At 74.5% G+C, this 24,323-nt stretch carries 20 protein-coding genes; 7 read left to right on the top strand and 13 right to left on the bottom strand.

The window, feature by feature from the left end; translation table 11 throughout:
- Window positions 1-25: 25 nt before the first annotated feature.
- A complete protein-coding gene (locus ACZ4E1_RS08525; protein WP_467537081.1) occupies window positions 26-1,336 on the bottom strand; it encodes an MFS transporter in 1,311 nt (436 codons plus the stop codon).
- Between the two features lie 81 nt (window positions 1,337-1,417).
- Between ACZ4E1_RS08525 and treY the strand changes: the two genes are divergently transcribed.
- On the top strand, window positions 1,418-3,799 hold the full coding sequence (treY, locus tag ACZ4E1_RS08520) for a malto-oligosyltrehalose synthase (RefSeq protein ID WP_467537078.1): 2,382 nt from the start codon (window positions 1,418-1,420) through the stop codon (window positions 3,797-3,799).
- A 3-nt stretch (window positions 3,800-3,802) separates the two neighbouring features.
- Here the strand turns inward: treY and ACZ4E1_RS08515 are convergent, their stop codons facing one another.
- Together ACZ4E1_RS08515 and ACZ4E1_RS08510 are read right to left on the bottom strand one after the other, a co-directional pair.
- On the bottom strand, window positions 3,803-5,173 hold the full coding sequence (locus ACZ4E1_RS08515; protein ID WP_467537076.1) for a cytochrome P450: 1,371 nt from the start codon (window positions 5,171-5,173) through the stop codon (window positions 3,803-3,805).
- A gap of 262 nt (window positions 5,174-5,435) precedes the next feature.
- Window positions 5,436-5,657: a hypothetical protein gene (locus ACZ4E1_RS08510; RefSeq protein WP_467537074.1), complete on the bottom strand. Its 222-nt coding sequence runs from the start codon at window positions 5,655-5,657 to the stop codon at window positions 5,436-5,438.
- 109 nt (window positions 5,658-5,766) lie between these two features.
- Between ACZ4E1_RS08510 and ACZ4E1_RS08505 the strand changes: the two genes are divergently transcribed.
- Entirely contained in the window at window positions 5,767-7,020 is a 1,254-nt protein-coding gene (locus tag ACZ4E1_RS08505; RefSeq protein WP_467537073.1) for a M14 family zinc carboxypeptidase, read from the top strand.
- A gap of 22 nt (window positions 7,021-7,042) precedes the next feature.
- Here ACZ4E1_RS08505 and ACZ4E1_RS08500 read toward each other — a convergent pair whose 3' ends face one another.
- Window positions 7,043-7,483 (bottom strand): SSI family serine proteinase inhibitor, encoded by a 441-nt coding sequence (locus tag ACZ4E1_RS08500; RefSeq protein ID WP_467537071.1) that lies wholly within the window; start codon window positions 7,481-7,483, stop codon window positions 7,043-7,045.
- 128 nt (window positions 7,484-7,611) lie between these two features.
- On the bottom strand, window positions 7,612-8,163 hold the full coding sequence (locus ACZ4E1_RS08495) for an FHA domain-containing protein (RefSeq protein WP_188336309.1): 552 nt from the start codon (window positions 8,161-8,163) through the stop codon (window positions 7,612-7,614).
- Window positions 8,164-8,327: 164 nt separating this feature from the next.
- Between ACZ4E1_RS08495 and treZ the strand changes: the two genes are divergently transcribed.
- Window positions 8,328-10,073, top strand: a complete 1,746-nt coding sequence (treZ, locus tag ACZ4E1_RS08490; RefSeq protein ID WP_467537068.1) for a malto-oligosyltrehalose trehalohydrolase — start codon at window positions 8,328-8,330, stop codon at window positions 10,071-10,073.
- A 242-nt stretch (window positions 10,074-10,315) separates the two neighbouring features.
- On the opposite strand, the gene ACZ4E1_RS08485 is transcribed toward treZ, so the two are convergent.
- The gene (locus ACZ4E1_RS08485) at window positions 10,316-11,212 is read right to left on the bottom strand and encodes an aminoglycoside phosphotransferase family protein (RefSeq protein ID WP_467537066.1); all 897 of its coding nucleotides are present in this window, start codon (window positions 11,210-11,212) and stop codon (window positions 10,316-10,318) included.
- A 6-nt stretch (window positions 11,213-11,218) separates the two neighbouring features.
- Complete coding sequence (locus ACZ4E1_RS08480) at window positions 11,219-12,346, bottom strand: aminopeptidase P family protein (protein ID WP_467537064.1); 1,128 nt, start codon at window positions 12,344-12,346, stop codon at window positions 11,219-11,221.
- Window positions 12,347-12,608: 262 nt separating this feature from the next.
- On the opposite strand from ACZ4E1_RS08480, the gene ACZ4E1_RS08475 reads away from it, so the two are divergent.
- On the top strand, window positions 12,609-13,364 hold the full coding sequence (locus ACZ4E1_RS08475; protein WP_467537063.1) for a metallophosphoesterase: 756 nt from the start codon (window positions 12,609-12,611) through the stop codon (window positions 13,362-13,364).
- Window positions 13,365-13,390: 26 nt separating this feature from the next.
- Here ACZ4E1_RS08475 and ACZ4E1_RS08470 read toward each other — a convergent pair whose 3' ends face one another.
- The 3 genes from ACZ4E1_RS08470 to cyc2 all read right to left on the bottom strand — a co-directional run bounded on the left by ACZ4E1_RS08470 (window position 13,391) and on the right by cyc2 (window position 18,425).
- Window positions 13,391-14,065 (bottom strand): PDZ domain-containing protein, encoded by a 675-nt coding sequence (locus ACZ4E1_RS08470; protein ID WP_467537061.1) that lies wholly within the window; start codon window positions 14,063-14,065, stop codon window positions 13,391-13,393.
- A 127-nt stretch (window positions 14,066-14,192) separates the two neighbouring features.
- The gene (gene phsA / locus ACZ4E1_RS08465; RefSeq protein ID WP_467537059.1) at window positions 14,193-16,100 is read right to left on the bottom strand and encodes an O-aminophenol oxidase PhsA; all 1,908 of its coding nucleotides are present in this window, start codon (window positions 16,098-16,100) and stop codon (window positions 14,193-14,195) included.
- Between the two features lie 90 nt (window positions 16,101-16,190).
- Entirely contained in the window at window positions 16,191-18,425 is a 2,235-nt protein-coding gene (gene cyc2, locus ACZ4E1_RS08460; RefSeq protein WP_467537057.1) for a germacradienol/geosmin synthase Cyc2, read from the bottom strand.
- Window positions 18,426-18,545: 120 nt separating this feature from the next.
- Here cyc2 and ACZ4E1_RS08455 point away from each other — a divergent pair, with 120 nt between their 5' ends.
- Window positions 18,546-19,166 (top strand): chorismate mutase, encoded by a 621-nt coding sequence (locus ACZ4E1_RS08455; protein WP_467537055.1) that lies wholly within the window; start codon window positions 18,546-18,548, stop codon window positions 19,164-19,166.
- A gap of 9 nt (window positions 19,167-19,175) precedes the next feature.
- Here ACZ4E1_RS08455 and ACZ4E1_RS08450 read toward each other — a convergent pair whose 3' ends face one another.
- Window positions 19,176-19,964, bottom strand: a complete 789-nt coding sequence (locus tag ACZ4E1_RS08450; RefSeq protein WP_467537599.1) for a pentapeptide repeat-containing protein — start codon at window positions 19,962-19,964, stop codon at window positions 19,176-19,178.
- 193 nt (window positions 19,965-20,157) lie between these two features.
- On the opposite strand from ACZ4E1_RS08450, the gene ACZ4E1_RS08445 reads away from it, so the two are divergent.
- Complete coding sequence (locus ACZ4E1_RS08445; RefSeq protein ID WP_467537054.1) at window positions 20,158-20,934, top strand: alpha/beta fold hydrolase; 777 nt, start codon at window positions 20,158-20,160, stop codon at window positions 20,932-20,934.
- A complete protein-coding gene (locus tag ACZ4E1_RS08440; protein WP_467537051.1) occupies window positions 20,931-22,187 on the top strand; it encodes a cytochrome P450 in 1,257 nt (418 codons plus the stop codon). Before ACZ4E1_RS08445 ends, ACZ4E1_RS08440 begins: the two co-directional genes overlap by 4 nt.
- Before the next feature lie 5 nt (window positions 22,188-22,192).
- Here the strand turns inward: ACZ4E1_RS08440 and msrB are convergent, their stop codons facing one another.
- Complete coding sequence (gene msrB, locus ACZ4E1_RS08435) at window positions 22,193-22,597, bottom strand: peptide-methionine (R)-S-oxide reductase MsrB (protein WP_467537049.1); 405 nt, start codon at window positions 22,595-22,597, stop codon at window positions 22,193-22,195.
- Window positions 22,598-22,601: 4 nt separating this feature from the next.
- Window positions 22,602-23,996, bottom strand: coding sequence for a UDP-N-acetylmuramate--L-alanine ligase (gene murC, locus ACZ4E1_RS08430; RefSeq protein ID WP_467537046.1), 1,395 nt, complete (start codon window positions 23,994-23,996; stop codon window positions 22,602-22,604).
- Between the last annotated feature and the right edge of the window lie 327 nt (window positions 23,997-24,323).

Below are 24,323 nucleotides of genomic sequence, written 5' to 3'. Positions count from 1 at the left end.
CGGGCCGCCCAGGGCGGTCCCGGCCTCACGTGGTCGCCCGGTAAGAGGGGTCCAACTCCGGTGTGGTTCCGTCGATTTCGGGGAGATCGGGCGGCAACGTCCGTACCCGCAGGGCGACGAGGAAGGCGAGGGCGGCGGCGGCGCTGCCCACGGTGAACGCGGCGGCGGGGCCGTACGTCTGGGCGAGGCGTCCGGCGACGGCGAGCGTGACGGCCTGGCCGCCGACGAAGGCGCTCGCGGCGACCGTCATGCCCTCGGCGAGCCGTGCGCGCGGCACGGCCCGCTCGGTGAGCCCGAACGCGGTGATGAGGTTCGGGGCGAACAGGGCGCCGAAGAGCGTCACGAAGACGTAGAGGAGCGGCAGGGTGTGCGTCGCGATCAGAGGGAGCGACAGGAGGGCGGCGCCCGCCGTGGCGACGCGCCAGCGCAGCGGGAGGGCGTGGCGCGCGGGCACGGCGGCCATGGACAGGCCGACGACGGCGCTCATGACGCCCATGGCGGCGTAGACGAGCCCGGCCTGGTCCTCGTGGCCGAGCTCCTGGGTGAGCGCGGTGATCCCGGCGCCGAGGCCGCCGAGCAGGACGCCCAGGAGGACGAGTCCGAGCCGTACGAGGTGCACCTGGCGCGGCATGCGGGGACGCCCGGTACGCGCGCGTGACCCTTCGGCGGGCCGGTCGGCGCGGGGCACGGCGGTCGCGGTGGGGTGCAGGGCGAACCAGGTGCCGCAGACCGCGACCAGCAGGGCGGCGGCCCCGAACGCGTGGGCGGGGTGGGCGAGGACGGAGGCGACGCCGACGAGGGCGGGGCCGAGGACGAACGACAGCTCGTCCATCGTCGACTCCAGGGAGAGCACGGCGTCGACCGTCCGCTCGCCGCCGCCCGCGCGGCGGACGAGCGCGACCCCGCGCGCCCGGGCGAGCGGTCCGATGCCGGGGACGGTGGCACCCGCGAGGACGGCGAGCGCACCGAGGAGCGGGGTCGCGAGGTGCTGGAGCGCGCCCAGGGTGTATCCGGCGATCGCGAGGGCGTTGAGCAGCGAGGCGACGAGGACGACGGGCCGCTGGCCCCGGCGGTCGGCGAGCCGTCCGACGACGGGGCCGAGCGCGACCTGCCCGAGCGCGAGGGCACAGGCGACGGCGCCGCCGGTGGCCAGCGAGCCGCTCGTGCGGGTCACCAGGAGGACGCTGCCGAACTGGATCACCGCGACCGGCAGCCGGCCGAGGAAGGACACGAGCGGCAGCAGCCGGCCGGTCGCGGCGAGCACCCGCCGGTACGTGTCGAGGGTGCGCTCCGTGGGGAGGCCGGTGCCGGGCGTCTGCGTGCGGGTGCCGGTCATCGTCCGACGGTAACGACCGCCGTTCGCCCGCACGCATGGGGGAATGACACGAAAGGCGCCCGCGCGGGTACGTAGCTTCGCATGACCCCTCAGCGCGCCAAGGTCCCGACCGCCACGTACCGCCTCCAGCTGCAGCCCGCCTTCGGGTTCGCGTCCGCGGCGCAGGCCGTGCCCCGGTTGGCGGGCCTCGGGGTCTCGCATCTGCACCTGTCGCCGATTCTGGAGGCGGTGCCCGGCTCGACGCACGGCTACGACGTGGTGGACCACGGGCGGGTGCGGGACGAGCTGGGCGGCGAGGAGGGGCTGCGGGCGCTCGCCGCGCGGGCGCACGAGCACGGGCTCGGCCTGGTGGTGGACATCGTGCCGAACCACATGGCGGCGTCCGTGCGGCACAACCGGCCGCTCATGGAGGTGCTCCGGGAGGGGCCCGCGTCGCCGTACGCGCGCTGGTTCGACGTCGACTGGGCGGCGCAGGGCGGCCGGATCATGCTGCCGGTGCTCGGGACGCCGCTGCGGGACGCGCTGGCGGACCTGTGGGTGGACGGGGACGTGCTGCGCTATCACGAGCACGTCTTCCCACTGCGCGACGGCACGCGCGGGCTGCCGCTGCCGCGCCTCCTGGAGGCGCAGTGGTACCGGCTCGCCTGGTGGCGGCTGGCCCGCGCGGAGCTCAACTACCGGCGCTTCTTCACCATCTCGGACCTGATCGCGGTGCGCGTGGAGGACCCGGAGGTGTTCGCGGCGACCCACGCGACGGTGCTGCGCCTGATGGTGGAGGGGGTCGTCGACGGACTCCGGGTGGACCATCCGGACGGGCTCGCCGATCCGGGCGGCTATCTGCGCCGCCTGTCGGAGGCGGCGTCGGGTCACTGGACGGTCGTCGAGAAGATCCTCGCGGACGGGGAGGAGCTGCCCTCCGCGTGGCCGGTGGCCGGCACGACGGGCTACGACGCGCTGCGGCGGATCGACGGCCTGTTCACGGACCCGGAGGGCGCGCAGTCGCTCGAAGGCCACTTCCGGCGTTTCACGGGCGCGCGGGACGACCTGGGCGGGCGCTGGGCGCCCACGGTGCGGCGGGCGGCGCGGCACGTGGTCACGTACGAGCTGGCCACCGAGGTGGAGCGGCTGGTGCGCGAGGCGGCCGCCCTGTGCGCGGCGGACCCCGCGCTGCGCGACCACGCCGTGTGGGCGCTGCGCACGGCGGTGCGCGAACTCCTCCTGCGCGTCCCCGTCTACCGGCCCTACGCGTCCGGGGGCGACGCCCCCGAGACGGTGCTGACCCCGGCGGACGCGACGGCGGCCAAGGAGGTGTTCACGGTGCCGGAGGAGGCGCAAGCGGTCGACACCGTACGGGAGTTGGCGCTGGGGCGGCACGGGCGGGACCCGGCGCACACCGCGTTCCGTGACCGGTTCGCGCAGACGGCGGCGGCGCTGCGGGCGAAGTCGGTGGAGGACTCGGCGTTCTACCGGTACACGCCGCTGCTCTCGGCCCTGGAGGTGGGCGGGGAGCCGGCCGCTCCGGCGGTGACCGCGGACCGCTTCCACGCGTACTGCACGCGCATGCTGCGGGACTGGCCGGACACGTCGACGGCGCTGTCGACGCACGACACGAAACGCAGCGCCGACGTGCGGGCCGCCGTGTCGGTGCTCTCGCAGTGCCCCGACCGGTGGGCGGCGCTGCTCGACGAGGTGACGGCGCGGACCGCGCACGAGGACGCCGAGCGCCCCGGGCCGGGGGCGGCGTGGGCCGCCTGGCAGACGGTGGCGGGACTCGGCCCCGCCGACCCGGAGCGCGTCCAGGAGGCGATGCTCAAGCACGTGCGCGAGGCGGGTCTCGACACGACGTGGACGGAGCAGGACGCGGACTACGAGGAGGCGCTGCGGGCGTTCGTCGCGGCGGGCCCGTGCGGGCCGCCGGGCGAGGCCGTGCTGCGCCTCATGGCGGAACTGCGCCCCCACGTACGGGCGAACGTGCTGGGCGCGGCCCTCGTCCACCTCACGATGCCGGGCGTCCCCGACCTGTACCAGGGCACCGAGCGGGAGTACCGGGCTCTGGTCGACCCGGACAACCGGGCGCCGGCCACGTTCGGGGAGACGGGCGGGGAGGGCGAGGCCTACGGGGACGGGCTGTCGGCGGAGAAGGAGTCGCTCACCCGGACCGTCCTCGCGCTGCGCCGCGACCATCCGGAGTGGTTCGGCGCCAAGGGCACGTACGAGCCGCTGCCGGCGCGGGGCCCGGGTGCGGAGCACTGCGTGGGCTTCACGCGGGCGGGCCGGGTGGCCGTGGCGGCGACGCGTCTGTCCTTGCGGCTCGCGGACGCGGGCGGCTGGCACGACACGGCTCTGCCGCTCCCCGAGGGCACCTGGGCCGAACTCCTGGGCCCGGAGCGGCGGTTCTCGGGGCACGCGCGCGCGGCGGAGCTGTTCGCGGACCGGCCGGTGGCGCTGCTGGTGCGGGTGTGAGGCTCAGTCGAGGTGGACCCGCAGGCAGGACGGGGCGCGGGTGAGGAGACCCTCGGGGACGGGGCGGAAGTCCGGGGCCCAGCGCAGGTGCGGGAGGGCGGACAGCAGGGCGTGCAGGCCCGTCCGCGCGGTGAGCCGGGCCAGCCGGGAGCCGAGGCAGGCGGGCCCGGGGTCGGGCGGGGTGCGGAACAGGTCGTAGCGGTCGGGATCGGGGAACCGTGCCGCGTCCCGGCCCGCCGCGCCGACCAGGCAGGCGACGGTGGCGCCCGCCGGTATCGTGCCGCCGCCCGCCGGGACCGGCGCGAGGGCGTGGCGCAGCACGATGTGCGGGGCGGGGTCGCGGCGCAGCGACTCGGTCCAGGCGGCGTCGGCGAGGGCCGGGTCGGCCCGTACGAGGCCCAGTTGGGCGGGGTGGTCGAGGAGGTTGGCCAGGAGCGCGGCCAGGGCCCCGTCGGTCGCCCGGCCGCCCGCACCGAGCAGCACCGCGACGAGCCCGGTGACGGCGGCGTCGGACAACGGCCCCTCGTCGGAGGGGGCGGCGCACAGCACGGACAGCAGGTCGGTCCCGGGGTGCGCGCGGCGGCGTACGACATGGGGGCGCAGCAGGGTGTGGAGCACGGCGGTGTCGAGTCCGGTGCGGTGCCGCGCGGTGATGTGCGCGGTGGTCTCGTGGGGCAGGCCGAGCGCGGCGACGACGGCGGACGCGGGCAGCCACCGGCAGAACTCGGCGACGAGCTCGGCCTCCTGACGGCTCGCCAGGCGCCGGGCGAGCACATGGGCGGTGCGTGCGGCACCGGCCGCGAGGGCGTCGAGGGCCCGGGCCTGGAGCGCCGGGGAGAGCAGGGCGCGGCGTGCGGCGCGCGGGACGTCCTCGGGGTGGCCGGGGGCGATCCGCGGGCCGGGCCGTTCACCGGCCGGGAGGAACGGGGCGGGGCTGCGCGGATCGACCCGGTGGCGGCCCGCCGCCACGTCTCCCGTACCGCCCGGCGCGAGCGGGGCCAGGCGGGGGTCGGTGAGGGCGGACGTCACGTCGGCGTGCCGGCTCAGCAGCCAGGCGCCGAACGGCTCGTCGTACACGAGGGGGTGCGTGTCGCGCAGACGGCGGTACAGCGGGTACGGATCGCGGGCCACCGCCGGGTCGGTGAGGCTCGGCGGGTGGGGCGCGGTCCGCGCGGCAGACCCGGGCGCGCTCGCGTCCGGTCCGGTGGGGCACAGCACCGGGACACCCCCAGGGCCGGGCGCGCACGGGGCGGCGCGCGAATGCTCCCAGCGCACCACCGCGCCCGGCCCGGCGCAGCCCCCGGCGGGCCGTACGGGTGAGACGGCCACGGCCCGGCACGCCCACGAGGTGCGCGGCAGGTCCACGAAGCGCACGGCCGCGCCACTCGACCCGACACGGACGAACACGGCCAGGCCCGGCCCGGCGCAGCCCCGGCGGGCCGTACAGGTGAGACGGCCACGGCCCGGCACGCCCACGGGGTGCGCGGCAGGTCCACGCAGCGCACGGCGACGCCGGTCGACCCGACGCGGGCGCACACGGCCAGGGCGCGGCGCCGGGGCGCGCCGACGGTGAGCTCGACGCGGTCCTCGCCGACGGCCCCGGTGACGCTGTGGGCCACTCGGCACAGCCCCCGGGTCACGTACTCCTCTCGCACGGGCGGGGCGGTGTCGTGAGGGCCTCGGTGCGCGGAGCGTCGCAGGTCAGGGGGACGGGCGCGTGCTCGGGGTCCGACTCGTGGGCCCTCACGTGCCGGAGGTGGGCGCCGAGCGCCGACGGATCGTCGGCCGGGACGCCGAACCCGCCGACGTGGCCCGGCACACCCACGCTGCCGGAGGCCGTGGGCGAGAGCTTGCTCACCCCCGCCGGACGCGGCCTGCACCAGCGGTGAGGGAAGCGACGGGCCTTCTTGACACCGGCGGCCGGGCGTGGGGTACTGCGGATTGCTGAGGCGGGAGCACCAACGGGGGTGAGTCACCTGACGGAGCAGCGGTACCCCAACGCGGCCGAACTGGCCCGGTCGGCAAGGGAGCTGACGGCTCACCGGCCCGACCTCTGCCGCCTGCGGCAGATCGGCACGTCCCGGGCGGGCCGCCCGCTGCACCTGCTGTCCGTCGGGCACGATCCGCGCACCGTGCTGATCGTCGCGGGCGCGCACGCGAACGAGCCGACGGGCGGCGCCACGGCGCTGCATCTCGCCCGGCGGACCCTGGTGGACAGATCGCTCCGCGAGGACCGGTCCTGGCACTTCCTGCTGTGCGCGGACCCGGACGGTGCGGCCCTGCACCGCACTCCGGCTCCGCGCACACTGCTCGAGTACCACCGGCACTTCTTCCGGCCCGCGGGCGAGGAGCAGCCGGAGTGGTCCCCGTCGGTGCTGCCGCCGGACCGGCTGCCGCCCGAGACGCGGGCGCTGACCGGGATCATCGACGAACTGCGCCCCTACCTCCAGGTGTCGCTGCACGGCACCGAACTCGGCGGCAGCTGGGTGCAGTTGACGCGGGACATCCCCGGTCTCGCGGAGCCGTTCGCGAAGTCGGCGGCGGAGCTGCACATCCCGGTGGAGACGGGCGCGTCCGACGCGGCGGGCTGGCCGGCCTCCGGCCCGGGCGTGCACGTGATGCCGGCGCCGGACGCCCGGGCCGCGTTCCCGAGCCTGCCGGACGACGCCCGGCACTCGACCTGGCACCACGCCCACCGCTACGGCGGCTCGACGGCGATCGTCGAGGTGCCGATGTGGGCCAGCGACCTGGTCGACGACCCGGCCCCGCACCCGGCGCCGGAGCGGGCGATGCGCCGCCTGTCGCAGCGGCTGAGCCAGGACACCCGCCGGGTGGAGGCGGTGCTCGCGCAGGCGCTGCCGCGGCTGCCCGACACCGGGAGCCCGCTGCTGCGGGCGGCGCGCTGGGCTCTGGCCCTGGTGCCGGGTCTCGCGCGGGACTGGGCGCAGCCCCCGCCGCCGGACGCGACGATGGCGTACGTCGGGAGCATCGACGCGTTCGCCCGGCGGCTGCCGCTGCGGGCCGCCGCGATGCTGCTGCGGGTCCTGGAGGAGGCCGGCGACGAGGCGGCGCCCCGGCTCGACGCCCTCGTCACGGACTGGTGCGAGGGGTACGCCGAGCGGTTCGGGGCGCGCTGGGTGCCGGTGGCCCACCAGGTGGAGCATCAGGCGCGGACGACGATCGCGGCGGTGCGCCACGCCCGCGCCGAGGGCGACGTCTGAGCCGCCCCCGGCCGGCCGTGCGTCAGTCGGCGATGCGGAAGACGGAGCCGGTGGAGGCGTACAGCACGCAGTCGCTGGCGAAGTTGCGGGCGTAGGCGACGCGCCGCCCGTTCCACATGCCGTGCGCGTACGCGGTGAGCGGCTTGTAGATCATCGGGCAGGAGGTCTCCTCGTCGACGTGCACACGGTTGATGTCACCGGCGACCTCGGCGAGTTCGGCGCAGGCCGACTCGGTGTGCGGGTGGTCGCCGCGTTCGGCGGTGCAGTCGAGGAGGGCGCTGCTGGTGGCGCCGGTCGGGCCGTCGCCCTGCATGACGGTCACCCGTACCCAGTTCCCGGTGTCGGTGGGCGGGGCGTCCGGCGGCGCCGCGTGCGCGCCGGCGGCGGTCGTGCCGAGCAGGGCGGCCGCGGCCGCCGTGGCCAGCAGGGCGCGGCGCGCCGTCGTGAGCGTGGCCTTGACCATGGGGTGTCACCGTTCCTCGCGTTCGGGAGTGCGCGCGGGCGGGGGCCCGCGATGCATCCCTGACCGCGTCGGCGGGCGCGCCCCACCGGACACGCGGCTCTGTCCCCCGAACGGGACGGCGTGGCGCGTCAGTCGGCGGACAGCCGGAACGACATGTGGCCGAACGCGACCTGGTCCCCGTCGCGGACGACGGCGGCGCCGACGACCCGCCGGCCGTTCACCGACGTGCCGTTCGTGGAGCCGAGGTCGCGCAGCACCCACAGGCCGCCCTGCGAGGTCAGTTCGGCGTGCACCCGGGAGACCGACTCGTGGCTGAGCCGCAGCCGGTTGGCCGGGTCGCGGCCGATGCGCAGCGGGTACGGGTCGCCCTGCCGCGGCAGCATCAGCTTGGGCAGCCGCTCCACGGTCCAGGCCCGGCGCATCCGCACCGTGAACCCGGAGACCGCGCCGACGGCCCCGACCACGGCCCGGGTCCAGCGGCCCTCGGTGCGCAGGTCGGCGGTGAGCGCGTCCAGTTCGTCGGGCCGGCGGGCGGCGAGGGCCAGCTCCATCCGGCGGACGAACGTGTCGTGGGAGAGCCGGCCGAGCGCGACACCGTCCTTGAGCACCTTCAGCGCACGGTCCCGCTCGGCGTCGGAGAGCCGCGCGGGGTGCGTGTGGTGTTCGAACGATGACGTCACACCGCGATTGTCGGGCAGCGGAGGGCGGAGTGTCCAGAAAACGAAATGCGTCGTGTCCGTACCCTGACGATTCGGCGCCGGGCCCGGGTGAATCCACCCCGTGGGGATCATTCCTGGCGCACGATGGATCCCTCGTCACCGTCTGATCGCGAGGAGAACGCTCCGTGCAGTTCGAGGTGTGGGCACCACAGGCCGAGCGGGTCACGCTGCACTGCGAGGGCGCCACGCGCGCGTTGGCGCGGGTGAGCGGGAGAGCCGGCTGGTGGGCGGGCGAGGCGGAGGCGTCGGACGGCGCGCGGTACGGGTTCGCGCTCGACGACGGCCCGGTGCTGCCCGACCCGCGCTCGCGCCGCCAGCCGGACGGCCCGGACGGGCTGAGCGCGGTGGTCGACCACGACCGCTATGTGTGGCGTACGGACGGGGCCGGGCAGGGGCTGCCCGGAGCCGTGCTCTACGAGCTGCACATCGGCACGTACACGCGGGAGGGCACGCTCGACGCGGCTGCCGCGCACCTGGGAGAGCTGGCCGAGCTGGGCGTGACGCACATCGAGCTGATGCCGCTGTGCCCGATGCCGGGGCGGCACGGCTGGGGCTACGACGGGGTCGCCCCGTGGGCGGTGCACGAGCCGTACGGCGGACCCGAGGCGCTGAAGCGCTTTGCCGACGCGGCGCACGAGCTCGGGCTCGGGGTCGTCCTCGACGTGGTGCACAACCATCTGGGCCCGTCCGGGAACCATCTGGCGGCGTTCGGCCCGTACTTCACGGACACGGCGCGCACCCCGTGGGGCGACGCGGTGAACCTGGACGCGCCCGGCTCCGACGAGGTGCGGGACTACTTCGTCGGCAGCGCACTGGCCTGGCTGCGCGACTACCGGCTCGACGGGCTCCGCCTGGACGCGGTGCACGAGCTGCGGGACCGGCGCGCGCTGCCGTTCCTGGAGGAGCTGTCGACGGCCGTGGACGCGCTCGCCGTGGAACTCGGCCGGCCGCTGTTCCTGATCGGCGAGTCCGACCTGGCCGACCCGCGGCTCGTCACGCCGCGCGAGGAGGGCGGGATCGGGCTGCACGGGCAGTGGAACGACGACGTCCATCACGCGGTGCACGCCGCCGTGACGGGCGAACGGCAGGGCTACTACGAGGACTTCGCGCGGGCTCCGATGGCGGCACTGGCGAAGACGCTGACACACGGCTTCTTCCACGACGGCACGTACTCGACGTTCCGGGGGCGGCACCACGGGCGCCCGGTCGACCGGGCCCGGATGCCCGCGCACCGGCTCGTCGCCGCGACCCAGACCCACGACCAGGTCGGCAACCGGGCGCGGGGCGAGCGGCTCTCCGCGCTCGCCGGGCCCGGGCTGCTGGCGTGCGCGGCGGCGCTCGTGCTGACGGGACCGGCCACACCGATGCTGTTCATGGGCGAGGAGTGGGCGGCGAGCACGCCCTGGCAGTACTTCACGGACCACACGGATCCGGCGCTCGCGGACGCGGTGCGCAAGGGGCGGCGGCGGGAGTTCGCGGCGCACGGCTGGGCGGAGGCGGATGTTCCCGATCCGCAGGATCCGGCGACGCGGGAGCGGTCGTGTCTGGACCGCTCGGAGCGGTCGGTCGGCGAGCACGCGCGCGTGCTCGCCTGGTACCGGGAGCTCATCGCACTCCGGCGGGAGCGGGCGGATCTGCGGGATCCGGATCTCGCGGCGGTGCGGGTCGCCTTCGACGAGGCGGGTCGGTGGATCGCCTATCGGCGGGGGGATGTGCGGGTGGCGGTGAATCTGTCCGAGGTGCCGGTGTCGATTCCGCTCGGTCGTCCTGTCGCGCGGGTGCTGGCCGCGTGGGAGCGGGTGGAGGGGGTCGGTGCGGAGGGAGTTCTGACGGTGCCGCCTCATGCGTGCGTGATCGCCGAGGCGCCGTAGGGGGTTGCGCGTTCATCGCGGCTGCGGCTCCGGTGGGGCTTCTCGCGCAGTTCCCCGCGCCCCTGAAATGCAGACCCTTCGGGTCGCATTTCCCCGATCAAGGTGCGGGGCGCCTTTCATCTGGGGAAGGCGCGGCGAAGCCGCAGCCTTTCAGGGGCGCGGGGAACTGCGCGAGAAGCCCCACCGGCCGGTGGTCGAGATCCGGGCGGCGGAGCTACGGCGCGTGGTCGGGAAACCCCGGGTCACTCCGACACCAGCTCAAGAAGAATGGGCTCCCAGGCCCGTTCGACCCCGCGGCCCCAGCGACCCGTCTCCACCCCCCGATCCAGCCCCACCAGCACGTCACAGCGCCCGAGCCAGAGCCCCCGCAGACAGATCCGCGCCCCGCACCCGGCGAGGGTCGCCGCCCGCACCGCGGCCCGCGCTCCCACGGACACGACCAGACCGGCAATGTCCTCGGCCACGTCACCGATCACCGCGTCGCCCCACCCGAGCACCCCGCGCACATGCCCGTCCGCGGCCACCCGCAGCCGCTCCTCCGTGAGCCCGTGATGGATGAGCGCCGCCCCGGACTGCGGCCCGAGCTGGGCGACGGCCCGCGCCGTGAACTGCCGCAGCCGCGCCGCGTCGAACTCCCCCTGCTCGTCGAGCCGTTGTGCCGCGCCTGCGGCCTCCCGGCGTACGTTCTCCAGGGACCGCGGCGCGACGGTGGGCACGCCCAGGGGCACGGCCCGTTCGACGGGGACGGCGCGCAGCCCCGTGAGCAGTCCGGCGAGGTCCTCCTCGCCGAGCGCGGTGACGTCCTGGACCCGGGCCGGTTCGCCGGGCACTCGGGTCTCGACGGCGCAGACGAGCCCGGGCGCCCACTCCCCCGCCGCGACACCGACGGGCAGCGCGACGGGCAGGTGCGGGCGGACGAGGTCGCGCAGCCGCACCTCGCGCCGCAGCCACTGCGATGCCCGCGCGTCCAGCGCGAGCCGCAGCACGTGCCGGTCGCCGACCCACCAGGAGACCACCCCCGCGCCACCGGCGCCGGGCGCTTCGACAGGGCGTACCTCGGCGGTGGCGCCGCCCTCCGGGAGCAGGCTCTTCAGGACGCGGCGCACCGTCTCGTCGGTGGGGACCGGGGTCGGCGGCACGGCGGATCAGTCCACGATCGCCATGTCCCGCGCGGTGGCGTTGAGGCGCCGGCCGCCGTCCGGGGTGACGGTGACGATGTCCTCGATCCGCACACCGAAGCGGCCGGGCAGGTAGATGCCGGGTTCGACGGAGAAGCACATGCCGGGCACGAGCTCCTGCTCCTCCCCCTCGATCATGTACGGGGGTTCGTGCGTGGTGACGCCGATGCCGTGGCCGGTGCGGTGGATGAAGTACTCGCCGTACCCGGCGTCGGTGATGACCTTGCGGGCGACGCGGTCGACGTCCTGGCAGGCGATGCCGGGCCGCACGGCCTCGCAGGCGGCGCTCTGCGCGGCGCGCACGATGTCGTGCACCTCGCGCTCCTCGGCGGTGGGTTCGCCGACGTGCACGGTGCGGCTGGTGTCGGAGCCGTAGCCGTGCTTGAGGCCGCCGAAGTCGAGGACGATCATGTCGCCGCGCTCGATGACCCGCTCGCCCGCCTCGTGGTGCGGATTCGCGCCGTTGGGCCCGGAGCCGACGACGGTGAAGTCGACCTGCGAGTGCCCGAACCGCTTGAGCAGGTCGGACAGGTCACGCGCGATGTCGTTCTCCTTGCGCCCCGCGAAGGCGACCTTCTTGATCTCCTCGTACGTCGCGTCGGCGGCGGCGCCGGCCGCCGCGAGCCGCTCCAGCTCGGCGGCGTCCTTGACGGCGCGCAGCATCGGCAGGGATTCGGTGAGGGACACGTAGGAGCTGTCGGGCAGCGTCTTCTGGAGCCCGAGCAGGTGCATGGCCCAGGCGTTGTCGCTGACGCCGAAGCGGCCCGCGCGGTCCAGCAGCGGGGCCGTGACCTCGTACGGGTTCTTGCCGTCGGTCCAGTCGCGCAGGGTCATCGCGTCGGCGCCGGCGGACCGGGCGGCGTCGGGTGCCTCCAGGGTCGGCACGACGAGCGTGGGCTCCTGGCCCGCGGCGAGGACCAGGAGGGTGAGCCGCTCGGTCTCGGCGGTCACGTGGTAGCCGGTGAGCCAGACCAGGTCGGGGCCGGGTGCGACGAGCACTCCGGCGAGCCCGGCGTCGGCGGCGGACTGCGCGGCACGGTCCATCCGGGCCTTGTAGTCGGCGGCGGTGAAGGGCGCGGGTGTGCCGGTCGTCATGTCCGGTGCCTCCATACGGCGAGCGGTGTCCATCGCGAGATCGTCGCGGAGCGGAACGATACGTCCACGGGCAGCATCCTGCCCGCCCTCACGGGACCGCGCGAGTCCGTTCCCGCACCTGCGGCCCCGAACCCACCCCGACCAACGGTTGATGATTGCCCAACCATTACGACTAATGCTTGAATCGAGCCGACCCGTTAGAAGCACGTCGGAACATATCGGCACGCACCGCGCCGTCTCAGCCCATGGAGGACCTCCCGTCATGCTCGTACTCGCCCAGATCAGCGATCTGCACCTCGACGGCACGCCGCGCGCGACCGAGCGGGCCCGGCGGGTGACGGACCATCTGCGGGCGCTGCCGGGACCGGTCGACGCCCTGCTGGTCACCGGCGACATCGCCGACCACGGCGCCGAGTCCGAGTACGAGGAGGCCGCCGCGCTGCTCGGACTGCGCGGCGGGCCCGCCCTGCCCTTCCCGGTCCTGCCCTGCCCCGGCAACCACGACGTGCGCTCCGCCTACCGCAAGGCCCTGCTGGGCGAGCCCCCGGCGGACGGTCCCGTGAACCGGGCGCACCGGATCGGCGGCGCCGCGCTCCTGATGTGCGACTCCAGCGTGCCGGGCGCCGACGAGGGCGACCTGGACGAGACGACGTACGCCTGGATCGAGGCGGAGCTCGACGCCCTGGACGGCGGCACCCCGGTGCTGCTCGCCTTCCACCACCCGCCTGCCGCCCTGCACCACCCGCTCCCGGACCGCTACCCGCTGGGCCGCCCGGGCCGGCTCGCCCGGCTCCTGGAGCGGCGCCCGGAGATCGCCGCGCTGATCACCGGCCACGCCCACAGCCCGGCGGCGACCTCCTTCGCGGGCCGGCCGCTGCTCGTGGGCCCGGGCGTCACCTGGACCCTGCGCCTTCCCTGGGAGGGCGAGCAGATCGCGGACCGGGACGCGCCGGTGGGCCTCGCCTTCCATGTCCTGGACGACGAGCACCGTCTGACGACCCATTTCCGCACGGTCTGACCCCGGTGCGCCCGGGCCGGAGGGCCTCATGTGACGACGCCGGGCACGACCGTCAGATCCTGCCGCCCGCCGCCCTCGTGACGGACCTTCACGCGCAGCTCGCGGCCGGGCCGGGCGTCCGCGACGAGGGCGGCGAGGTCGCTCGCCGAGCCGATCGTGTCCGCCCCCAGCCCGAGGAGCACGTCCCCGCGCACCAGCCCCGCCGTGTATCCGGGCCCCGGCACATGCACCGCCACGACCAGCGCCCCCGGCCCGCCCGGCGCGTCGACGACCTCCACGCCGAGACTGCCGCGCGCCGCCGCCGGGGCCGGGCCCGGCGCCGACGGTCCGGACGGCCGCGCGGACGCCGGTCCCGACACTCCCGGCACCCCCGACGCTCCAGGCACCCCTGACGGTCCCGGCATCCCCGCCGGCCCCGAGGGCGCCGACTGCTGTGCCTCCCGCATCTCGGCCATCCTGCTCAGCGCGATGACACCGGCCCCGACGGTGCCGAGGCCGATCCCGGCGAGCACCAGGACCACGGCGCAGCACAGCCCGGTCAGCCAGGTGACGAGCCGTCGGCCGCGCCGTCGCGCCGCGTGCGGCCGACGCTTGGGCGGCGACTCCCGGGCCGGGCCGCCGGAACCCCCGGAACCATCAGATCCTCCGGCCGGGCCGGAACCCGGCAGGGACTTGGGACGCAACGCGGTCTGTTCCCTCACTCGCTCGCCTCCGTGGCTCGCCCGTCCCCCCGGCCGGAGCTCTACCCTCCGGGCGGACGCGTCACGTTCCTCGAACGAGTGAGCATGCCGGGCCGTGCTCGATCACGGCCCGGCACGACCGCCCCGCCTATCCCCCGTGACCCCCGTGACCTCCCCCGTGCCCGGCGCCGTGGTCGAACTTCAGCGCCTCCTTCGGCATCACGACGAACGGCCGCATCATCCCCATGTCCTCGTGCTCCAGCAGGTGGCAGTGGTACATGAACCGCCCGTACGCCCCGTCGAAGCGCCCCATGACGCGCAGCATCTGCCCGGGCAGCGCGCGGAAGACGTCCTTGTACCCCTGCTCGTTCGGCGGGAGCGGGACGGCTCCGCCGGGCTCGGGGCGGACCGGCTTCGCCGTGCCGCCCGTCGTCACGTCGAAGCCGGAGACGTCGTACACGTCGCGGCCGAGGATCTGGAAGTCGGCCAGATGGATGTGCATGGGGTGCACCACCGGCGGGTTCACCGCGAGGTTCAGGAAGCTCCACTGTTCATGGGTGCCCTCGGCGAGGGTGAAGCCGAGCCCGTCGTTGAACGTCCGCGCGGTGCGCCGGTACGTCTTCACCGTGCCCTCGGCGTCGGCGACCTGGATGATGCCCTCGGCGGGCAGGCTCAGCCCCTCGGGCTCCTCGATCTCGGTCATCTCCCAGATCTCGGGGTGCCCGCCGCCGCCCTTGGTGGCCGGCGGGGTGAGCACGATCAGCCGGTGCCCGTGCTCGATGTCGTGCGTGAGCCGCCGGAAGGACCCCGAGAGCACCTCGGGCAGGGTGAACGGGTCCGGGGCGCACGAGGTCCCCACGCGGAACTCGAGCACATGCGGGTACGGCACGTCACCCGCCGGATCGGGCACGCCCGGCGCCTCGTTGCGCCCCTTGTTGACGAGGCGGACGCGGCGGCCGGCGAGCGCCCCGAAGTCGATCAGGAGGTCCATCCGCTCGGCCGGCGCGATCGTGAGCACCGGCAGCGCCCCCTCGAAGTCGACCGGCACCGGGCGCGGCAGCAGCCCGCCGTCGCTGCCGATCTGCTGCAGGGCCCCGGGCACGACCTCCCCGTCCTCGTCGACGAGCACGAGGTCGAAGATGCGCGCGTTCGACGCGTTGACCAGGCGGAAGCGGTACCAGGCGGGGTCCACCTCGGCGTACGGCCAGATCCGGCCGTTGACCGTCGTGTACGGGCCGGTGAACGGGATGGAGACCGGCTTGCCCGTCTCCGGGTTCCGGTCCTGGACGATGGCGGTCTTGTGCAGCAGCCGCCCGTTGAGCACCCCGTCCTCGTCCGTGTCCAGGTTCCGGTCGGCGAGCAGGAGCGGTATCTCGCGGTCCCCGGAGGGCAGGCCGAGGGCGTCCTCCTCGTCGTCACGGATCAGGTAGGTGCCGTACAGGCCCGTCTGCACGTTCCACCGCGTGATGTTCATGGCGTGGTCGTGGTACCACCACTGCACCGCCTGGTGGTCGTTCGGATACTCGGCGAGCTGGGCGTCACCAGGGCCCACCGCGTTGTCCGCCCAGCCGTCGTTGCCGCCGCCCGTCTGGGCGCCGTGCAGATGGGTCACGGACCAGGCGGGCAGGGCCGCCACGTCCTCGTTCGGCGGCGCGCCCTCGCGGCCCGGGCGGGTGGTCGGGCTCGGTGCGGCGATGGGCACCTCCACCGCCGTGACCGGGTACGGGCCGCCCTTCGGTATGCGGTTCGTCCACGCGATCCGGACGCGCTGTCCGCGCCGCACCTCGATGGTCGGACCCGGCACCGTGCCCTCGTACCCCCACATGAGGGTCGGCGGGAGCTGCGGGTGCAGCCGCTGCCAGGTGGGGCGCAGGGCGATCTCGGTCTCCCTGCGCACGTCGTCGGCGGCGGGCCGCAGCACCGGCGGCACGGTCAACGGCGCCACGTACGGCGCCAGTTCCGCTCCCCCGGTCCCCGCCCCGGCGGCCGGGTCGGACGCCGTGCCGGACTGCGTGCACTCGATGCTGGTCTGTGTGTGCTCGATGATGTCGGTCAAGGCAAGAACACCCCCGTGTGTTCTCCTGAATTCCCCCGTTGTACGGCCGGTCAGTGGCCGTGAGGCACGCCGTGCGGCGCTCTCACCCCCCTAGACGACCCGAGTTCCGGCGAAGTTCCCTGAACCACCCATTCCGGACGCGAAGTTCCGGAAACCGCCGAGCGGCGGCGCGGGGATCCGGTCCGGTACGAAGCCGTGGGCGCGGCCGGCCAGGTAGTCGGCGCGGTAACGGTCCACCTCGGCGTGCCAGTTGAGGATGCCGGCCGTCCAGTTCCGCAGGTCCTCGACGTAGCCGTCCATCACCGCGCGCGCCTTCCGGGAGAGCCGGAAGTCGTCGTAGAGGACGCGGAGCTCGTGCGCGACGATGTGCTCGAACTGCCGCATCCGCTGGGTCATCAGGTCGTTCACGATCGCGAGCGCCTTCGGGTAGTCGATGCCGAAGAAGGTCTGGACGACCAGGATCGCGTTGTGGATCTCCCCCTCGTACTCGATCTCCTTCTGGTACGAGAACACGTCGTTGAGGAGGCAGGCGTAGTCGACCGCCGCGTTCTCCAGGGCGCGCACCGGTCCGCTGCGGTACACCTCGGGCGGCACGGCGGGGCCGTGGCCCATGCGGCACAGGTTCATCGTGAGGTCGGAGCCGAAGGTGGCGCGGCGCATCTCCAGGTAGTCGACCGGGTCGGGGACCCGGTTCTGGATCTGGTTGGCGAGCTCCCACACCCAGCTCTCCGTCATCACGTCGACGCTCGCCTTCACGGTGCGCCGCTGATCGGGCGTCATGGCGGCGGTGGTGCGCCGCCACAGGTCGATCAGGCCCCGCTCCACGGCGTTGACCGGCACCACCGGCGTCTCGTCGCCCTCGACGGGCATGCAGGCGGACAGCCGGGCCGTGCACGCCTTGGCGGCGGCCAGGTCGCGCCGGTGCCCGAAGATCAGCGGGTAGTAGTCGTCGCCGTACGTGCCCCAGGCCAGCCACTGGGCGTTGAGGTCGAGCGCGTCCGCGTCGCTGTCGGGGGCGATGCCCGCCGCACAGAGCGCGAGGTCGCAGGAGGCCAGCTTGTCCTCGTCCCACACCCCCTCGGACAGGATGCCCGTCCGGTGCGCCCAGGGCACGAGCCGGGCGCGGGCGCCGTCCAGTTCCGGGTTGAGCCGCAGGGTGAACGGCATGTGGATGTCGGGGATCCGGGACGGACCCACCTTCTGGTACGGCACGTGCGTGTAGGCGCGCAGCCGCTGCGCCCCGAGGTCCTTGAGGAGGCCGACCACGTCGGTGGTCCCGGCGCCGATCCCGGTCGGTCCGAACAGGGGCGCGGTGGCGGGCGGCGCCTCCTTGTTCATGTAGCGGCTGGACTTCATGTGCCACTCGTGACCGCCGGACTGCCAGTCCGCCAGCCCCTGCGTGTACGCGGCGACGGCGGCGACCTCGTCCGGGGTGAGCCCGTGCTCGGCGGCGAGCGCGGGCACCTCGGTGAGCGCGGTGTGCTCGAACTGGTGCAGCCGCGAGGTCAGTACGTCGTTGACGGCCTCGGCCGCCTCCTGGGTGGTGCAGCCGAAGAAGGTCTCCAGGACGAGGACGCCGTTGCTGAGCTCCCCCTCGTCGCGCACCTCGCGCTCGTAGGAGAAGAGGTCGTTGCGCAGGTGGACGGCGTCGGAGAACGTCTCCATGAGGACGCGCAGGGGCCGGGAGCGGGCGACGGCGGCGGGGACCTCGGCGGTCGCGTACTCGACGAGTCCGGCCGACCAGGGGGCGCCGCCCACCTTGCGGCGCATCTCGATGTACTCGACGGGGTTGGCGATCCGCCCCTCGTTGATGTTGGACAGCTCCCACATCGACTCGTTGAGCAGGTGCTCGGTCGACTCGGCGAAGCGGCGCCGCCAGTCCAGGGACATCGCGGGCACGGTGCGCCGCCACAGGTCGATCAGGCCCGCCTCGACCGGGTTCTCCGGCTCGGGCACGCGCGTGGCGAGGTCCATCGGCATGAAGAGCGGCAGCCGCTCCAGGTGGTGCTTCCCGGCCTCCCGGTCGTTGGTGCGCTTGAACATGTCGAGGAAGTGGTCGTCGAAGAAGAAGACCCACACGTACCAGTCGGTGATCAGCGACAGGGCGGGGCCGTCGCAGTCGGGATGGGTGTGCGCGCACAGCAGGCCGTAGTCGTGCGCGTCGAGGTCGCTCTGCTCCCAGACGCCGCTTCCTTCCAGCATGCCCATCTCGCGCGCCCACGCGGTGGAGTGGGCGCGCGCCTCGTCGAGGTGGGGGTTGAGCCGCGCGCGGTACGGCATGTAGAAGCGCGGCAGGTGGAACGGCTGCGAGGACGGCTCAGTCATGTGCGCGGCCCTACCCGGGGGCCGGCACCCCCATCCGCGGCAGGGCACATGATCGTCCTATCGCGTGAACGGACGCCTGTTCGGGGCGACTTCGCGGATGCGCCGCGCTATACACGTCCCGTGCCGAAGACGTCCGTACGCCCCGCCCTGTCCCCGCGCCTGCTCGCCGCGGGCCTCGCCGCCGTGCTCGCCCTGGGCGGCGCGGCGCTCCCCGCGTCCGCGTCCGCCGCGCGCGTGCCCCGTACGGCCGCCGCGACCCCGCACGCCCTCACCGACGTCGCCGCGCTCGCGGCGGACCGGCTCGCGCTCGCCGACAAGGTGGCGGCCGCGAAGTACGGGACGCCGGCGCCGATCGACGACCCGGCGCGCGAGCGGCAGGTCCTCGACGACGTGGCCCGCCGGGCGGCGGCGCTCGGCCTCGACCCCGGGTGGGCGCAGGCCGTGTTCCGCGACCAGATCGAGGCCAACAAGCAGGTGCAGCGCGGCCTGTACGCCCGCTGGGACGCGCACCCCGAGGAGCGGCCCGCCGAGCGCCCGGACCTGGCGAAGGAGGTCCGCCCGGCGCTCGACCTCATCACGGTCGCGCTCCTCGACGCCCTGCGCGCGAGCGCCCCCGGCCGTACGTCACCGGCCTGCACGCCCCTGCTGACCTCGGCGGCGCTGCGCGCGGCGCGCACGCACGGGTTCGACGCGCTCCACGCGGACGCGCTGACCCGCGCGCTGCCTTCGGTGTGCGGCTAGTTCGCCGTCCTACGCCCAGTGCGCGGGCCGCTCCAGCCCCTGCGGCACGCGCGTGGTGGCGTCGCCGCGTGCGGCGTTGAGCTGGGCCTGGGTGAGGAAGAGGGCGCCGGTGAGGTCGGCGCCGGTGAGGTTCGCGTCGCGCAGATCGGCGCCGATGAGGTCCGCGTGGCGCAGGTCGGCGCCGGTCAGGTCGGCGGCGACGAGGAGCGCTCCGCGCAGCGTGGCGCCGCGCAGGTCGGCCTTGCGCAGGCGGGCGCCCATGAGGTCGGCGCCCCGGTGGTTCTTCCTGCGGCCCGGCACCTGCGCGCGGACGAGGTCACTGGCCTTGAGCAGCAGCGTGTTGACCTCGTCGCGGATCGCGGGGACATCGGCGGCGAGCAGTTCCTCGGCGCTCGCGCGGGTGAGCCGCTCCAGGTCGGCGCGGGCCCGCTCGGCGTCGCGGTGCACGGGCCGGGCCCGGTCGAGGTCCAGGACGTCGGTCAAGTACCGGAGCAGTTCGTGCAGATGGCGCATGACGGGGAAGACCTCGTACATCTGCCGGGCGGTCTCGGGCCGTTCGCGCCAGCTGACGCCTTCGTAGGTGACCTGGGAGACCTTCTGGCCCGCGCCGAAGCAGTCGAAGACGGTGCAGCCCGGGTACCCGCGGTCGCGCAGCGAGGTGTGGATGCCGCACCGGAAGTCGTCCTGCAGGTTGCGGCAGGGCGAGCCCGCCGCTTTGTTCGCCGCGAAGTCGTGGGACTTGGCGAAGGGCAGCGCGACGCAGCACAGGCCGAAGCAGTCGCCGCAGTCGGCGACCAGATCGAGGCGTCGGCGGGCGGTGTCGGGGGCCTCGGAGGCGGCCGGGTCGGGCGTGGTGCGGGGGGTCTCGCGGGAGGTCACGCCCCCATTGTCGCCGATCGCCCCCGCGCGCCCTCTTGTGGCCTGCGCGGCCCCGCGTCACCGTGGACGGCGTCCGGCACCGCCCCTCATCCCCTCATCCCCGGGAGTCGACGTGGCCTCCTCCTTCGTCCTGCCGCACGCACTGCACGGCGACGGTCCGCACAAGGTGATCGCGGTGCACGGCTGGTTCGCCGACCGCTCCGCCTACGCGCCGGTCGTCCCCGATCTGGACCGTGCGTCCTTCCAGTACGCGCTGGTCGACCTGCGCGGCTACGGGGAGGCGAAGGACACCCCGGGCGCGTACACGACGGCCGAGGGCGCGGCCGATGTGCTGGACCTCGCGGACCGGCTCGGCTGGGAGCGCTTCTCGCTGATCGGGCACTCGATGGGCGGCAGCGTGGCGCAGCGCGTCGTCGCGACGGCCCCGCACCGGGTGCGGCGGCTCGCGGGCGTCTCGCCGGTCCCGGCGTCGGGTCTGCAACTCCCGCCCGAGCAGTGGGAGTTGTTTTCCACCGCGGACACGAAGCCGGAGCACCGGCGCGCGATCCTCGACGTCACCACGGGCGGCGTCCGCCCGGCGGCCTGGCTGGACCGGATGGTGGAGCGCTCCCTCGCGGTCAGCGACGTGAAGGCGTTCCGTGCCTGGCTCGACTCGTGGACCGGCGACGACTTCCACGCCGACCTGGAGGGCTGCACGACGCCCGCGCTCACCGTCACCGGCCAGCTCGACCCGGCGCTGTCGGCGGAGCTGATGCGCGGCACGTGGCTGCGCTGGTTCACCCGCGGCGAGCTCGTCGACCTGGCCGTGTGCGGCCACTACGCGATGGACGAGACGCCGCTCGCGCTGATCCGGGTGGTGGAGGACTTCCTGCGGGCGGACGGCGCGTGAGCGGCGCGGTGCCGGACGTCTTCGACCCGCGGCTGTACGGTCACGGCGTCCCGTACGACCGGTACCGCGCCCTGCGCGACCGGCACCCCGTGTCCTGGCAGGCGGAACCGGCGGTCCTCGGCTGGCCCGAGGGCCCCGGTTTCTGGGCGGTGACCCGGCACGCGGACGTGGTGCGGGTCCTCAAGGACGCGGAGAGCTACTCGTCGTTCCTGGGCGCCACCCAGATCCGCGACCCGGACCCGGCGGACCTGCCGTTCATCCGCGGCATGATGCTCAACCAGGACCCGCCGTCGCACGGCCGGCTGCGCCGCCTGGTCAGCCGGGCGTTCACCCCGCGCCGGGTGGAGGCGTTCGAGAGCGCGGTCCGCGAGCGGGCGGCGTCCCTGCTGGCCAAGGCCCTGGAGCCCGACGGCGCGGACACGGTCGACCTGGTCGGCACGGTCACCGACGACTACGCCCTGCTCAATCTCGCGGACCTGCTCGGTGTCCCGGAGTCCGACCGGGGCCTGATGCTGCACTGGACGCGCCGGGTCATCGGCTACCAGGACCCTGACGAGGCTGTCGATCCTGTCGAGGCGGACGGGGCCACGGAGGGCGGCCCGCCGGTGAACCCGCGCTCCCCGTCGGCGCTGGCCGACATGTTCGCGTACGCCGACGAGCTGGCCGCCCACAAACGCGCCCACCCGGCCGACGACATCATGACGACGCTCGCGACGGACCCTGATCTCACGCCGCCGGAACGGCAGATGTTCTTCTTCCTGCTCACGATCGCGGGCAACGACACGGTGCGCAGCGCGGCCCCGGGCGGTGTGGCGCTCCTCGCCGACGACCCGTCCGGGTACGAGCGGCTGCGCTCGGGCCGGGTCGATGTGACGACGGCCGGGGACGAGCTGCTGCGGCGGCATCCGCCGGTACTGACCTTCCGCCGCACCGCCGCGCGGGACACAACGCTCGCGGGCACGCGCATCGCGCGGGGCGACAAGGTGGTGGTCTTCCACGCCTCGGCCAACCACGACGAGCGCGTCTTCCCGTCCCCCTTCGCCCTGGACCTGACCCGCGCCCCGAACCCGCACGTCTCGTTCGGCGACGGCCCGCACGTCTGCCTGGGCGCCCATTTCGCCCGGCTCCAGCTGCGCGTGCTGCACGAGGAGCTGGGCCGGGCGGCGCCGGAGCTGCGGCTCGCGGAGCCGCCGCGCCGGCTGGTGTCGAACTTCATCAACGGGATCAAGGAGCTCCGGGTGGTCCGGAGCTGACCGGGCTACTCCGTCGGCGTCAGCCGCAGCGAGATCGAGTTGATGCAGTACCGCTGGTCCGTCGGAGTGGCGTAGCCCTCGCCCTCGAAGACGTGCCCGAGGTGGGAGCCGCAGCGGGAGCAGCGGACCTCGGTGCGCACCATGCCGTGCGAGCGGTCCTCGACCAGCTCCACGGCGTCCGAGTCCTTCGGGTCGTAGAAGGACGGCCAGCCGCAGTGCGACGCGAACTTCTCCGTGGACGTGAAGAGCTCGGCGCCGCAGGCGCGGCAGGAGTAGACGCCCTGCGTCGTGGTGTCCGTGTACTCACCGACGAAGGCGGGCTCCGTGCCGGCCTGGCGCAGTACCGCGTACTCCGCCGGGTTCAGCTCCGCGCGCCACTGCTCGTCCGGCTTCTCGACGTCGTACGACATGTGCTCATCCCTCCAGGTGGGTCAGGATCCGCGGGCCGAGGTCCGTGACGTCGCCCGCGCCCATGGTGAGAACGAGATCGCCGGGCTTGGCCATTCCCGCGATCGCGGCGACGGCGGCGTCCTTGTCGGACGCGGCCTGCACGTCGGCGCCCGCGGCGCGGGCCGCGTCGATGATCAGGGCGCTGGTGATGCCCGGGATCGGGTCCTCGCGGGCCGGGTAGATGTCGAGGACGACGGAGGCGTCGGCGAGGGCCAGGGCGTCGCCCATCTCCTTGCCGAGCTCCTGGGTGCGGGAGAAGAGGTGCGGCTGGAAGAGGACGAGGAGGCGGGCGTCGCCGGCGGCGGAACGCATGGCCTCCAGGTCGGCCGTCATCTCGGTGGGGTGGTGGGCGTAGGAGTCGATGACCTGCACGCCGTTCACCTCGCCCTTGAGCTGGAGGCGGCGCTTGACGCCGGTGTACGCCTTGAGCGCGGAGGCGAGGTTGCGGGCGGGGATGCCGAGGGCGACGCCCGCCGCGAGGGCCGCGACCGCGTTGTGCGCGTAGTGGCGGCCGGGGACCGAGACGGTGAAGGTGAGCAGCTTGCCGTCGAGCAGAACCGTCACCTCACTGGTGAGGCCGCGCGGGGTGATCTTGTGGATGCGGATGTCCGAGGACTCCGACTCGCCGTACGTGACGACCTTGAGGGACGTCGTGTCGCGGATGCGGCGGGTGAGCTCGACGGCGCCCGCCTGATCGGCGGCGATGACGAGGGTGCCGCCGGGGACGATCTTCGAGGTGAAGGTCTCGAAGGAGTCGTAGATCTCGTCCATCGACGCGTAGTTGGCGTGGTGGTCGAGCTCGACGTTGAGGATGATCGCGACTTCCGGCGTGTACTTGTGGAAGCTGCGGTCCGACTCGTCGGCCTCGGCGACGAAGATGTCGCCCTCGCCGTGCAGCGCGTTCGAGCCCGGGGCGTCGAGGTCGCCGCCGATCGCGTACGACGGGTTCAGGCCGAGGGAGGACAGGGACACCGCGAGCATCGACGTCGTGGTGGTCTTGCCGTGGGTACCGGCCACCGCGATGGGGCGCAGGCCGTCCATGAGGGCGGCGAGGGCGTCGGAGCGGTGCACGACCGGGATGCCGAGCTCCTTGGCGCGGGCCAGCTCCGGGTTGTCCTCGCGGATCGCGGAGGAGACCACGATCGCGGTGGTGTCCGGGGCGACGTGCGCGGCGTCGTGCCCGATGTGGACCGTCGCGCCGAGCGCGCGCAGGGCCTCGGCGGTCGCGGACTCACGCGCGTCGCTGCCGGCGACGCGGGCGCCGCGCTGGGTGAGGATCTTGGCGATGCCCGACATTCCGGCGCCGCCGATGCCGATGAAGTGCGGTCGGTCCATGGCGGTAGGAAGGCCCGGTGCCATAGGTGTGTCTCCCCTGAGTCCTCTGAGGTGCCGGTGAGGTACCGGCCGTGCCGGGTCCGCGCTCGCAACGACCACGGACCGGCCCCAGCCTATTGCCTCACCACTCCCCGTCCCGCACCACGGGGCGAGGACGAGCACGCGGCGGGTCGAGGGGGGCCGTGGGGGTGACGGCCGGTGGGGCTGGTGGACGGGGCTGTGGCTGGACTCGGTGAACGGGGGCACGGGCGGGCCCAGTGGTCACGGGCGGGCCCAGTGGTCACGGGCGGGCCCAGTGGTCGAGGTCGCGGGCGGGCGGGCCGGTGGTCGAGGCCGGGGCAGCGGGCAGGT

It is taken from the genome of Streptomyces sp. NPDC025806, assembly GCF_055558275.1.
This window is presented reverse-complemented; position numbering and strand designations above follow the sequence as displayed.

What these genes read in the sequence shown, in the direction of transcription:
- ACZ4E1_RS08525 (WP_467537081.1), bottom strand. Translation starts at nt 1,336, where the DNA reads ATGACCGGCACCCGCACGCAGACGCCCGGCACCGGCCTCCCCACGGAG.
- treY (WP_467537078.1), top strand. Translation starts at nt 1,418, where the DNA reads ATGACCCCTCAGCGCGCCAAGGTCCCGACCGCCACGTACCGCCTCCAG.
- ACZ4E1_RS08500 (WP_467537071.1), bottom strand. Translation starts at nt 7,483, where the DNA reads ATGGTCAAGGCCACGCTCACGACGGCGCGCCGCGCCCTGCTGGCCACG.
- ACZ4E1_RS08480 (WP_467537064.1), bottom strand. Translation starts at nt 12,346, where the DNA reads ATGACGACCGGCACACCCGCGCCCTTCACCGCCGCCGACTACAAGGCC.
- ACZ4E1_RS08475 (WP_467537063.1), top strand. Translation starts at nt 12,609, where the DNA reads ATGCTCGTACTCGCCCAGATCAGCGATCTGCACCTCGACGGCACGCCG.
- cyc2 (WP_467537057.1), bottom strand. Translation starts at nt 18,425, where the DNA reads ATGACTGAGCCGTCCTCGCAGCCGTTCCACCTGCCGCGCTTCTACATG.
- msrB (WP_467537049.1), bottom strand. Translation starts at nt 22,597, where the DNA reads ATGTCGTACGACGTCGAGAAGCCGGACGAGCAGTGGCGCGCGGAGCTG.
- murC (WP_467537046.1), bottom strand. Translation starts at nt 23,996, where the DNA reads ATGGCACCGGGCCTTCCTACCGCCATGGACCGACCGCACTTCATCGGC.